This window comes from Pseudomonas sp. GW821-FHT07F01, assembly GCF_059418825.1.
Genome location: NZ_JBWKQO010000006.1, coordinates 1 through 12027 on the forward strand (window position 1 = coordinate 1; position 12027 = coordinate 12027).

Consider the following 12027-nt stretch of genomic DNA (forward strand, 5'->3'; position numbering starts at 1 on the left):
CGAACTCAGAAGTGAAACGATGCATCGCCGATGGTAGTGTGGGGTTTCCCCATGTGAGAGTAGGTCATCGTCAAGATCAAATTCCAAAACCCCTGTCTGTTCACGCAGACAGGGGTTTTGTTTTTATGCGCTATAAAGCCTGGGCTGTGTAGCAGAAGCAGATTACAGGGTGGGTTTAGGGCTTCATCAGCATCGAGTAAGCAGCCATCAAGACCACACTTGCTTGCCTCTTACGCCCTGTTCTTACGCATCTTGCTGTTTCTACGGGCGATTAACTTACGCCACCAGATATAGATGCCGGTCAGTGCCAGCACGGCAATCAGAACGCCCAATAGAGCAATGATCACCTGCCCCGTGGTACCGATGATCCTGCCTCCATGTATGGGCAGTTGCAGTCGGTAGAAGCGCTCTCCGAGGGTGCCTTGCCCCGCTATCTCCTGCCCCAGCAAGCGCCCATCCGTACCGTGGAAGAACAGCCAGGACTTACCATGGGCCTGGCTGTCATGCCGACCAAAACCTGCTCCATAGAAGTTGTATTCAAAGCTGTAATACAACTCACCAATCGTCTCCTTCAAGCCCAGCCGCTGCCCCTCTTCCAGAGCCCGTTCATAGGCCTGTTGATAAGTCAGCCGGGTTATCCCCAGCTCTGCCGCCGGTACTCGTCCCCGAGCTTCATAGACGCTGGGTTCGATGGACGAGAGCAATGACACCACGGGTTTGAACACCTGGCTCGGCAGGTTCATGGCCACGCTACTGATGGCGATCGGCAGCAGGAGCAGCCATAACCACAAGCCTGCGGCGCGATGCAGGTCGAAGTTGAGCCGATAGGCATGGCCGCCCTTGATCTTCCAGGCCGTGGCCCACTTGCGCCAGAACGGCCGTCCACGAGGCAGGGTCAGCAGCAAGGCAACAAAACAGTCGATGACCCAGGCAATGGCCACCAGCCCCATCAACCATAGCCCCCAATTGCCGGGCAGGCTCAGGTTGTAGTGGAACTCCAGCAGAAAAGGCACCAGGTTCTGCCGCTGGAAGCAGCAGGCGCCCCAAAAGCGCTGCCCCTGCTGATGGGCCGTAACCGGGTCCAAGTAAAATACTTGATTGCGCTCGGTATACGGTTGGCCGGTGGCCGGGTCGGTGCGTGGCACCGCTGCCAGCAGCGCGGCATGCCCGGCTTCTTGTGGATATTCCATGTACCAGACCTGCAGCCTCGGGTGCTCGGCCTGAACGCTATCCACCAGTGCGCCGGGGGCCAGCACCGGCCCCTTGCCTGGCGTGTGATAGAACTCGGGGTTGAGCCACTCATCCAGCTCGTGATGAAAGGCCAGGACACTCCCGGTCAGCCCGGCCAGCAGCAGGAACACTGCGGTGGCCAGGCCCATGTAGCGGTGCAATAGAACCAGAATGGCGCGCATGACATTTTCCCGTAGAGACGACAAAGCCAGCGGCTGCTGCCAGGCGCTGGCTTTGTTGGCGTCAACCTAGATCAGAACTGGTAGCTCACCGTGGCGGCGACATTGCGCTCTTCGCCCAGGTAGCAGTAGCTCAAGCTTGCACAGGAGGCGACGTAGGACTCGTTGGTCAGGTTGTTGGCATTGAGCCGTACATCCACTCCCTTGAGGCCCAGCTTGCCCAGGTCATAGCCGATGGAGGCATCGAAGAGCGTGTAGGCCGGTACCTTCATGGTGTTCTCGGCATCGGCCCAGCTGTAGCCCACATAGCGCACACCGCCGCCCAGGCGCAGGCCATCCAGCGCCGCGCTGTCGAACTTGTAGTCGGCCCACAGCGACGCCATCTGCCGCGGTGCCTGAGTAGGTGAGTTGCCCTTGTTCTCGATGAGGTTGGTGGCGCTGCTCAGGGTGCTGGTCATCGACTTCGAATACTGGATGTCGGTGAAGGTATAGCTGCCCAGCAGTTTCAGGTTGTCGGTCAGTTGCATGTGGGCTTCCAGCTCCAGCCCCTGGGAGCGAACAGCACCCACCGCACGATAGAAGTTTTCCTGGGGCAGCTTCGACGCCAGGTTCTCCTGGTCGATGCGGAACAACGAGGCAGTGAACAAGTTGTCCGTACCTGGTGGCTGATATTTCAGCCCGACTTCCCATTGAGTGCCGTCGGTAGGTGGCAGCGGATTGCCTGCGCTGTCTGCGTAGGAGTTGGGGTTGAATGACTCGGAATAGCTGACGTAAGGCGCCAGACCGTTATCGAACAGATAGAGCGCGCCCGCACGCCCAGTGAACTTGGTGCGTTTGTCGCTGATTTCGGTGCCCAGTGGACGCTGGGCTTCAGCCAGGCGGTTTTCATCCGAGGTTTCCACCCAGTCCTGGCGCAGCCCCAGGGAGAAGCGCCATTTGTCCAGCTCGATCAGGTCCTGCAAGTACACGCCGGTCTGTTCCAGGCGCCGCAAATAGCTGGTGTGGCTGTAGTAGTTGATCGTCGAGTTGCCATAGACCGGGTTGAACGCATTGATCGGTTGCAGCGTTCCCTGGTCCCAGTCGACCACGGTCTTGCGCCGTTGATAGTCGGCTCCCAGCAGTAAGGTGTGCTTGACCTCGCCAGTGAGGAATTCGGCCTGCAGCATGTTATCGACGATGAAGGAGTGGAGCTTCTCATCTCCACCCGAGTAATAGCGGTTCAGGTCATTGCTGGTGGCATTGGTCCAGCCATAGGCATAGACCTGGTCGAGCTTCACCTTGGAGTCCAGGTAGCGGAAGTTCTGGCGGGCGGTGAAGGTGTCGTTGAAACGATGCTCGAACTGATAGCCGAAGGACTGTTGATCGCGTTTGTAGCCATCCACGCCCGGCTCGCCCTCGAAGAAATGCTCGGAAATGCGCTGGCCATTGCGCTGGTTCAGGGTGCCGTTGGCCGGCATGCCGCCGTGGTAGCCGCCATCGGGGTCATTCTGCAAATAGGCCTGGAGCGTCAGGGAGGTGTCTTCACTGAAGTCGATACTCAGGGTCGGTGACAGGGCGAAGCGTTTTTCCTTCGCGTGGTCGAACTGAGTGTCGGACTTGTCCGTCAGGCCGATCAACCGATAGGCAACGCGCTTGTCGTCATCGAGCGGGCCGCTGAAGTCGAACCCCAGGCCCTGTTTGCCCTGGGTGCCCACGGTTGCCTGAATCTGGTGATAGGGCTCGTAGAGAGGCTTTTTGCTGGTCAGGGCCACCAGGCCGCCAGGGGAACTGCGGCCATAAAGCACCGATGAGGGGCCCTTGAGAATATCCACCCGTTCGAGGAAGTAGGGGTCGACCTGCATGCTGCTGTAGGTGCCGCTGTCACCCATGGACTTGAGGCCATCGAGGTAGATGTTGTCCACCGAACCATCGTTGAAGCCGCGCATCGCTACATAGTCGTAGCGATGGGTGGCGCCATAGGGATTGGTCAGCACGCCGGGGGTGTAGCGCATGGTCTGGGCGACGGTTTGCGCGCCCTGGTCGTCGATCTGTTCACGGGTGACCACCGAGACGCTTTGCGAGGTCTCCAGCAACGCGGTACTGGTCTTGGTGGCGATCTGACTGTGCGTCGCGTTGTAGCCCTCCATGCTGCCCAATGCGTTGCCCAGGGCGAAGCCCTTGACCTCAGTGGCGGGCAGGGTCAGGGCGCTGCCCTGGGGCAGGGGCCGCAGCACGTAGCTGCCGCCGTCCTGGCTGACCGCCTCCAGTCCCGAACCCCGCAGCAGCTGGTTCAGGCCCTGGGGAATGGAGTAGTCGCCCTGGAGCCCGGGGGACTGCCGGCCCTGGGTCAGGGCCGGGGTGGTGGACAGGGTGATCCCGGCCTGCCGGGCGAACTGGTTGAGGGCATCGCCGAGGTTGCCCGGGGCCACGCTGTAGCTGTGACGCGGGGCATCAACAGCGCTAGCGGCGGCCAGCACCTGGGGCGCCACTGTGCCGAGGCCGATGCTGGAGCACAGCAGGGCGGCGCGGATGGCTTGGCGCAAGGGGCGGGCGCAGGGAGAGCTTGGGCGGGTGTCGCGCAGAGTCATGGTAGGTTCCGTTGAAGTCGCAGGAAGCAGATTGAAGTGCTTACTGACTAAGCCGGACGTCCTGGCAAAACCCGCCAAAAAAAATCACCCCAGTGAATTTCAAGCCACTGGCCCCAAGGTCACCCACCAACGGGTGCGGTAGCGCAACTGCACTGGCAGGGTCTGGGGCAGGATGGCCAGCAACTTGTCGGTGTCTTCCAGGCGGAACACACCTGAAAGGCGCAGATTGCCAACCGCTGCCGAGCAGCCCAGATAGCCATGGCGATAGCGGCCGACCTCCTGGAGGAAGTCGTCCAGGCGCATGTTGCGCGTAACGATCAGGCCATCGGCCCAGGCGCCGACGTCCATCGCCAGGGGGGCCGCAGGTTCGGCCAGGCCATGGCTGATCTGATAGCTCTGACCTGCTTCCACCCGGGCGCTACGGCCGTCGGCGGTGTGCGGCGCATGAATGGCCACGCTGCCGTGGGTCACGCTCAGGCGCGTGCAGCGATCCTCCACGCGCACCACGAAGCGGGCGTCGAAGCCTTCCAGCAGGGCGTGGCGGCTCTCCACCAGCAGCGGGCGGGCAGGGCCGTGATCGGCTCCACAGGACACCATGATCTCGCCCCGGCGCAGTTTGATCAGGCGCTGCTCGGCATTGAAGTTGAGGTCCGCCGCGCTGTCGGTATTGAGTTCCAGGCGGGTGCCATCGGGCAACTGGAAGCCTCGCTGCTCGCCGACGGCGGTGGCAAAGTCTGCGTTCCATTGTTGCCAGCCCAGCAGATCCTTGCCGACCCAGGCACTGGAGCCCAGGAGCAGGGCGCCACTGAGCAGTTTCAGGGCCTGGCGCCGGCCCAGGCGCTGACTGCTGTGTTCCAGGGTATGCAAGGCCACCTGAGCCCCCGGCACTGAACGCAGGTTGGCCGTGAGTTCCTGCTGCAACGATTGCACCCGCTGCCAGGCCAGTTCGTGCTCCTGGTGCGCCGCCCGCCACAGATCGCACTGTTGCTGCAGCTTGGGGTTGGCACCGTTGTTGCGCAGGCGCAGCAACCAGTTGATTGCTTGCTTGACCACCAGGTGATCGGGATTGGGCTTGAGCGGCAGGCTGGCGGGAAAGTTATCCACAGGCTTCAACTCTCGTAGCGCAGCAGGTAGCAATGGTAGAGCGCCTGGGCGACATAACGCTCGACGGTACGCAGGGATAGGCCCATCTGCTGAGCAATCTGCTTGTGGGTAAGTTCCTCGCACTGAGCCAGGAGAAAAGCCTGACGTACTTTCGGCTTCAGCCCTTCAAGCATCCGCGCAATGCTTTCCAGCAGCTCCAGAATCAACGCCCGAGCTTCAGCGCCGGGTGTTTCGGCTTCGGGCAAGTGGGCGATGGTTTCCAGATAGGCACGTTCGATTTCCTCGCGGCGCCAGTGATCGATTACCAGCCCCCGGGCGATGGTGCGTAAAAAAGCCCGGGGGGCCTTGAGTTCCAGACGTTCAGTTTTCTGCAGCAGGCGTACGAAGGTGTCCTGAGCCAGGTCGGCAGCATCCGCGGCATTGCCCAGGCGCTGGCGCAGCCAGCGGTTGAGCCAGCCATGGTGATGGCTGTAGAGCGTCTGTACGGCGAACTCGGGTGATGACATGGACGCGGACTGCCTGAGTGTCACTAATGATAATTAGTCGCATTGTCATTGAGGCTTTATCGATTTGGCAATAAGCAGCGCACTGTCGGTCATCTGAAAATGTGCCACGGATGCTCTGGAACACCGTTCGGCGGGATTAGGTAAATTCAGGCGAGTAATTCAGAAAAATCTCTAAGGGTTCGCAGATTCTTGCCGAAAGACTGATAAGACATGCGTGCACCAAAGTAGAGCGGTCAGAGAACATCGCCTGCGCTGTTACATGGAATGTTGCATTACGGACGCATCCCCACTTTCGGCATAAGAAGTCCCATGAAATGAATCTCAAGTTCAGCCATAAAATCCTTTTGGCCGCCTCCGGCGTAGTGGTTCTGGCTTTTGCGTTGTTCACCTTGTACAACGACTACCTGCAGCGAAACACCATCCGACAGAACCTCGAATCCTCTATCCAGCAGGCCGGTGAGCTCACCTCCAGCAGTGTGCAGAACTGGATGAGCGGGCGGATCCTGGTGCTCGAGAACCTCGCGCAGAACGTTGCTCACCAAGGTCAGAACGCAGATTTCCCAGGGCTGGTGGACCAACCGGCCTTTACCTCGAACTTCCAGTTCACCTACGTCGGCCAGGCCAACGGTACCTTCACCCAGCGCCCTGACGCGAAGATGCCCGACGGCTACGACCCGCGTCAGCGCCCCTGGTACAAGCAGGCCGTCGCCGCCGACAAGACCATGCTGACCCCGCCCTACATGGCGGCTGTCGGTGGCCTGGTGGTGACCATCGCCATGCCGGTGAAAAAGCAGGGTGAACTGCTGGGCGTGGTTGGTGGCGACCTGAGCCTGGAAACCCTGGTGAAGATCATCAACTCGGTGGATTTCGGTGGCCTGGGCCACGCCTTCCTAGTCAGTGCCGACGGTCAAGTGATCGTCAGCCCGGACAAGGACCAGGTGATGAAGAACCTCAAGGACATCTACCCCGGCGCCAACGTACGGATCGAAAACGGCAACCAGGAAGTGGTCCTGAACAAACAGGAGCGCATCCTCTCCTTCACCCCGGTGACCGGCTTGCCGAATGCCGAGTGGTACATCGGTCTGTCCATCGACAAGGACAAGGCCTACGCACCGCTGAGCCAATTCCGTACTTCCGCCTTGATCGCGATGTTTATCGCCGTGGCGGTGATCGCCGTACTGCTGACCCTGCTGATCCAGGTGTTGATGCGCCCACTGATCACCATGGGCCGTGCGATGCAGGACATCGCCCAGGGCGAGGGCGACCTGACCCGGCGCCTGGTGGTGGAGAGCAAGGACGAATTCGGCGAACTGGGCAGCTCGTTCAACCAGTTCGTCGAGCGGATCCATGCCTCGATTTCCGAAGTGTCCTCGGCCACCCGCCAGGTACACGACCTGTCCCAGCGCGTGATGGCTTCGTCCAACGCTTCGATCATCGGTTCCGACGAGCAGAGCGCCCGCACCAACAGCGTGGCCGCCGCGATCAACGAACTGGGGGCCGCAACCCAGGAAATCGCCCGTAACGCCGCCGATGCCTCGCAGCACGCCAGTGGCGCCAGCGAGCAGGCCGACGACGGTCGCCAAGTGGTGGAACAGACCATCCAGGCCATGACCGAGCTGTCGCAGAAGATCAGCCTGTCCTGCACTCAGATCGAGACCCTGAACGCCAGCACCGACAACATCGGGCACATTCTCGACGTGATCAAGGGCATCTCCCAGCAGACCAACTTGCTGGCCCTCAACGCGGCCATCGAAGCGGCCCGTGCCGGCGAAGCCGGTCGTGGCTTCGCCGTGGTGGCCGACGAGGTGCGCAACCTGGCTCATCGTACCCAGGAGTCGGCGGAAGAGATCCACAAGATGATCACCTCCTTGCAGGTCGGCTCCCGTGAAGCGGTGTCGACCATGAACGCCAGCCAGGCGTCCAGCGAAGAGAGCGTCGAAGTGGCCAACCAGGCCGGTGCGCGGCTGGTCAGCGTGACTCAGCGGATCGGCGAGATCGATGGCATGAACCAGTCGGTGGCGGCGGCGACCGAAGAGCAGACGGCCGTGGTGGAGACCCTCAATGTCGACATCAACCAGATCAACCTGCTGAACCAGCAGGGCGTGGCCAACCTCAACGAAACCCTGAAGGATTGCGATGCCCTGTCGCAGCAGGCCAGCCGCCTGAAGCAGCTGGTGGACAGCTTCAAGATCTGAGGTTTCGCGTCACTTTCAAGCCCGCTCCCGCCTCACGGCAGGGCGGGCTTTTTCATGGGTACCGATCAGGCCGGGTGGTCGCCCAGCAGCCCCAGGTGAGTATTGATCACCTGCAACAGGCGCTGGCGCTGGGACTTGATGAAGAAGTGATTGCCGGCCACTTCGATCAGCTCGAACTCGCGGCTGGTGAACTCGCGCCAGTTGAGCATGAGGTTGGCCGTGGCCAGCGGGTCCTCGCTGCCGTAGAAGGCCGTCAACGGCACATCCAGGCAACCGCTGGAGGTGTCGTACCAGGTTTCGAAAAGCTTCAGGCCGTTGCGCAGCAGGCGTTCGTAGGATTGCAGGTCGTTCTGCCCGCGGGGCATCTCCAGGGGGCTGGCGCCGAGGGTCAGGATCGCCTCGCGAAACGCGGCGATGGGCAGGGAGTGGAGCAAGGGCCGGCGCGGCAGGCTATCCGGGCTGCGACAGCCGGAGACGAACAGGTGGCGGGTCTGCTGGGGAAAGCGTTCCTGGGCATGCTTGCTGGTCTCGTAGGCCAGCAGCGCGCCCAGGCCGTGGCCGAACAGCGCATGGGGCTCGCCGAGCCAGGGGTCGAGGGCGGTGAAGGTGTTTTCCAGCAGGCTGGGCCAGTTGTCGCAGGGCGCTTCGTCACGGCGCGGACCGTGCCCCGGCAGGTTGAGCACCACCAGCTCGATATGATCGGCCAGGCCACTGGACCAGACCCGCATTTGCTCGGCTGCCGCCCCGGCCTGGGGAAAGCAGATCAGGCGGATCCGGGTGGCTTGCCCGGGTTTGATCACCAGCGTCCATTGTCGGGTGTCGGTGTACACAGCTTTTCCTTAAGCAAGTGGGCCGGCACTGCGCCGGCCAGAGGCAGCCTGAAGAGGGCGTCGCAGTCTGCGGATGGTTTCTAACATAGTGCCTGTCGTCCGTGAAGGTACGCGTGTGCCGGGCTGGGCGGGCGGTTGCTGTCGGTCGCCGGAACGCGGCTTGCGGCTATGCTCTGAATGTTTCGCGCCGGCTCTTTTCCGGCGGCTGGTGATTGTAAGGTGCCATTGTTTTTTGCCGGGCCAGCCTTCACCATCAGCCGATTTACGACAGCTCCCATGGACGCATTGCATTGGCGGCACGTTTAGCTCTTTCTCGGACCCTGCGCTGGTTCTGCGCGGCATTGCTGCTGGCCGGCGCACTGCTGGGCAGCCTGCACGCCGACTGGGATTTCTCCCTGATCAGCCGCCGTGCCACGGCGCTCTACGGTCCGCTGGGCGAAGGGCAGCCGCGCATCGATGCCTGGCAGCACCTGTTGGCCACGCAAAAGCAGGTGCCCGAGCGCGAGCAGTTGAAGGTGGTCAACCTGTTCTTCAACAAGAACATGCGCTACGTGGAAGACATCGACCTGTGGCACCAGGTGGATTATTGGGAAACGCCGATCGAGGCATTGTGGAAGGGCGCCGGCGATTGCGAGGACTACGCGATCGCCAAGTATTTCAGCCTGCGCCACCTCGGGGTTTCCAGTGACAAACTGCGCATCACCTACGTCAAGGCCCTGCGCCAGAACCGTGCGCACATGGTCTTGACCTACTATTCCAGCCCGGAGGCCATGCCTCTGGTGCTCGACAGCCTGGAAGACTCGATCCGCCCGGCCAGCGAGCGTACCGACCTGTTGCCGGTGTACTCCTTCAATGCCGAGGGTCTGTGGCTGCCGGGGGCCAAAGGCAACAAGCGGGTGGGCGACACCAAGCGCCTGTCCCGTTGGCAGGACGTGTTGAAAAAAATGCAGGCCGAAGGTTTTCCGGTCGAGACGACTAACTAGGAGCACGAGCTCAGATGTCTTTGTTCAAACAACTGTTGATCGCAATCTGTGTGTTCCTGGTGGTCGCCTTCAGCGGCAGCTTCATGGTCAGCCTGGAAAGCTCGCGCACCCAGTATGTCAATCAGCTGCGCTCCCATGCCCAGGATGCCGCCACTGCCCTGGCACTGTCGCTGACGCCGAACATCGACGACCCGGCGATGGTCGAGCTGATGGTCAGCTCGATCTTCGACAGTGGCTACTACGCCAGTATCCGGGTGGTGGACCTGGCCACCGACAAGACCCTTGTCGAGCGCAGCGGCATCCCGGAAGTCGGCAACGTGCCCCAGTGGTTTGTCAGCCTGATCGGCCTGGAACCGGCGGGTGGCGATGCCATCGTCAGCCGCGGCTGGGAACAGGCGGCTCGGGTCGAGGTGCTCAGCCACCCGATGTTCGCCGTGGCCAAGCTCTGGCAAAGTGCCCTGGGCAGCCTGGGCTGGCTGTTGATCTGCGGTGCGGTGAGCGCGGTGCTCGGCGCCCTGCTGCTGCGGCGCCAGCTCAAGCCGTTGGACTACATGGTCCAGCAGTCCCACGCCATTGCCCGTCGTGAATTCCTCAGCCTGCCGCAATTGCCTCGGACTCCGGAGCTGCGGCGGGTGGTGCAGGCCATGAACCAGATGGTCGAGAAGCTCAAGGCGCTGTTCCAGGAGCAGGCCGAGCGCAGCGAGAAACTGCGCACCGAGTCCTATCAGGACAGCCTGACCGGGCTGGCCAACCGGCGTTATTTCGAAATGCAGCTGCACGCCCGCGTAAGCAACCCCGAGCAGGCCAGTTCCGGCTACCTGTTGCTGTTGCGGGTCAAGGACCTGGCCGGGCTGAACCAGCGCCTGGGCGGCCAGCGTACCGACCAGTTGCTCAAGGCGGTGGGTGAACAACTGCTGCGCGAGTGCGACAAGTACCCGGAAACCCACAACCTGGTCACCCGGGTCCGTGGTGGCGAGTTCGCGGTGCTGGCGCCGGGGCTGGTGCGTGAGGAAGCCATCCAGCTGGCCCAGAGCCTGGACAGTGCCCTGGGCAACCTGCACGCCACCGGCGCCACCGATGTTGCCTCAGTGGCCTCCATCGGCCTGGCGGCGTTTGCTCACGGTGATTCGCCGCAAGCGGTGCTGAGCCTCGGCGACCAGGCCCTGGCCCAGGCCGAAGCCCAGGGTGACACCAGCTGGGCCTGCCTCGATCAAGGCGCCAGTGCCCAGGTCGGGGATGACCACCATGCCTGGCACCGGCTGTTGGACCGGGCGCTGTCGGAGCAGCACTTCCAGCTGTACTTCCAGCCGGTGGTGGCCGCTCGGGACACCCACCTGGTGCTGCACTACAAAGTGCTGTCGCGGCTGCTGGATGAACAGGGCCAGACCATTCCGGCCGGGCGTTTCCTGCCGTGGCTGGAGCGTTTCGGCTGGACCTCGCGCCTGGATCTGCTGATGCTCGAACAGGTGCTGAGACAGATGGCGAGCCACGAAGACTGCCTGGCGCTGAACCTGTCGGCGGCGACCCTGGCGGACCCGCACGCCCTGAATCGGGTGTTCGAGATCCTGCGCCAGCATTCCGACCTGGGCCCGCGCCTGACCCTGGAGATCGGTGAAGAGCAATTACCCGAGCAGGCCATGCTGGAACAGCTGACCCGGCGCCTGCGCGAGCTGGGTTTCTCCCTCAGCCTGCAACGCTTCGGTGGGCGCTTCAGCATGATCGGCAACCTGGCGCGCCTGGGGCTGGCGTACCTGAAGATCGATGGCAGCTACATCCGCGACATCGATCAGGAAAGCGACAAGCGCCTGTTTATCGAAGCCATCCAGCGCGCGGCCCACAGCATCGACCTGCCGCTGATTGCCGAACGGGTCGAGACCGAGGGCGAGTTGCGGGTGATTCGCGAGATGGGCTTGTACGGGGTGCAGGGCCAGCTGTTCGGCGAGCCGGCTCCCTGGGGTTGAAACCGCTTTCGCCGGCGGTCCTGCTTACAGGCCTTTAAACCGCTTTCGCCGGCAAGCCGGCTCCTACAGTAGGAGTCGGCTGGCGAAAAGGGTTCAGATCAATCCGGTTTCATCGTCATTGATCAACCGGCTCAAACCGCCCAGCGCCTCGCGGGCCTGGGTGCGATCCATCAGCTTGGCCTGGGCCGCGGCCGGCAGGTCGGTGATGCGGATCACGCCCTTGAGGGTCAGGAGCTGGATCAGGTCGTCCAGCACCCGGATCATTTCCAGGTCGCTTTGCTTGAGTTGCTTGAGACTGACTTCCACCGCCTCGTTGGCGTACCAGGTCTGGATCTCGTGGTGGTCGGCGGGCAGCGTCTCGGTGGCCTCGGCGTAAGCGGCGGCTTCCACGCGAATCAGCTGGCCCTGTGCATCGCGTTGCACGTAGAACATGGCGAATCCCTCAGGCATGTGTTTCCGGCGTCAGGCAGGC

General features: G+C 62.2%; 9 protein-coding genes, 1 rRNA gene and 1 pseudogene. 5 read left to right on the top strand and 6 right to left on the bottom strand.

All coding sequences use genetic code 11. From position 1 onward, the window contains the following. A 5S ribosomal RNA gene (gene rrf / locus AC07R1_RS21920) occupies nt 1-76 on the top strand; the annotation flags it as partial. 154 nt (nt 77-230) lie between these two features. Here rrf and AC07R1_RS21925 read toward each other — a convergent pair. The 4 genes from AC07R1_RS21925 to AC07R1_RS21940 all read right to left on the bottom strand — a co-directional run bounded on the left by AC07R1_RS21925 (nt 231) and on the right by AC07R1_RS21940 (nt 5586). Continuing rightward, nucleotides 231-1412 carry a PepSY-associated TM helix domain-containing protein gene (locus AC07R1_RS21925; RefSeq protein ID WP_123483036.1) on the bottom strand — a complete coding sequence of 394 codons (1182 nt, stop codon included), beginning with the start codon at nt 1410-1412 and terminating at the stop codon, nt 231-233. Nucleotides 1413-1483: 71 nt separating this feature from the next. After that, a complete protein-coding gene (locus AC07R1_RS21930) occupies nt 1484-3976 on the bottom strand; it encodes a TonB-dependent siderophore receptor (RefSeq protein ID WP_495110936.1) in 2493 nt (830 codons plus the stop codon). A 99-nt stretch (nt 3977-4075) separates the two neighbouring features. After that, a complete protein-coding gene (locus AC07R1_RS21935; protein WP_065363326.1) occupies nt 4076-5080 on the bottom strand; it encodes a FecR domain-containing protein in 1005 nt (334 codons plus the stop codon). Between the two features lie 5 nt (nt 5081-5085). Then, complete coding sequence (locus AC07R1_RS21940) at nt 5086-5586, bottom strand: sigma-70 family RNA polymerase sigma factor (protein ID WP_011058508.1); 501 nt, start codon at nt 5584-5586, stop codon at nt 5086-5088. A gap of 314 nt (nt 5587-5900) precedes the next feature. On the opposite strand from AC07R1_RS21940, the pseudogene AC07R1_RS21945 reads away from it, so the two are divergent. Then, nucleotides 5901-6926 (top strand): annotated as a pseudogene (locus tag AC07R1_RS21945) (HAMP domain-containing protein); the annotation flags it as partial. Nucleotides 6927-6995: 69 nt separating this feature from the next. Next, complete coding sequence (locus tag AC07R1_RS21950) at nt 6996-7781, top strand: methyl-accepting chemotaxis protein (RefSeq protein WP_370059459.1); 786 nt, start codon at nt 6996-6998, stop codon at nt 7779-7781. A gap of 65 nt (nt 7782-7846) precedes the next feature. Here the strand turns inward: AC07R1_RS21950 and AC07R1_RS21955 are convergent, their stop codons facing one another. Further along, on the bottom strand, nt 7847-8611 hold the full coding sequence (locus AC07R1_RS21955) for a thioesterase II family protein (RefSeq protein WP_495110937.1): 765 nt from the start codon (nt 8609-8611) through the stop codon (nt 7847-7849). Between the two features lie 290 nt (nt 8612-8901). Here AC07R1_RS21955 and lapG point away from each other — a divergent pair, with 290 nt between their 5' ends. Together lapG and lapD are read left to right on the top strand one after the other, a co-directional pair. Beyond that, on the top strand, nt 8902-9594 hold the full coding sequence (gene lapG, locus AC07R1_RS21960; protein ID WP_011058511.1) for a cysteine protease LapG: 693 nt from the start codon (nt 8902-8904) through the stop codon (nt 9592-9594). Nucleotides 9595-9608: 14 nt separating this feature from the next. Continuing rightward, nucleotides 9609-11555, top strand: a complete 1947-nt coding sequence (gene lapD / locus AC07R1_RS21965) for a cyclic di-GMP receptor LapD (protein ID WP_342404119.1) — start codon at nt 9609-9611, stop codon at nt 11553-11555. A 93-nt stretch (nt 11556-11648) separates the two neighbouring features. Here lapD and AC07R1_RS21970 read toward each other — a convergent pair whose 3' ends face one another. Next, a complete protein-coding gene (locus AC07R1_RS21970) occupies nt 11649-11987 on the bottom strand; it encodes a hypothetical protein (protein WP_011058513.1) in 339 nt (112 codons plus the stop codon). Nucleotides 11988-12027 lie beyond the last annotated feature (40 nt).

Excerpts from the sequence above, each read along its gene's own strand:
- AC07R1_RS21940 (WP_011058508.1), bottom strand. The coding sequence starts at position 5,586 with ATGTCATCACCCGAGTTCGCCGTACAGACGCTCTACAGCCATCACCAT.
- AC07R1_RS21970 (WP_011058513.1), bottom strand. The coding sequence starts at position 11,987 with ATGTTCTACGTGCAACGCGATGCACAGGGCCAGCTGATTCGCGTGGAA.
- lapD (WP_342404119.1), top strand. The coding sequence starts at position 9,609 with ATGTCTTTGTTCAAACAACTGTTGATCGCAATCTGTGTGTTCCTGGTG.
- AC07R1_RS21930 (WP_495110936.1), bottom strand. The coding sequence starts at position 3,976 with ATGACTCTGCGCGACACCCGCCCAAGCTCTCCCTGCGCCCGCCCCTTG.
- AC07R1_RS21950 (WP_370059459.1), top strand. The coding sequence starts at position 6,996 with ATGGCTTCGTCCAACGCTTCGATCATCGGTTCCGACGAGCAGAGCGCC.
- AC07R1_RS21925 (WP_123483036.1), bottom strand. The coding sequence starts at position 1,412 with ATGCGCGCCATTCTGGTTCTATTGCACCGCTACATGGGCCTGGCCACC.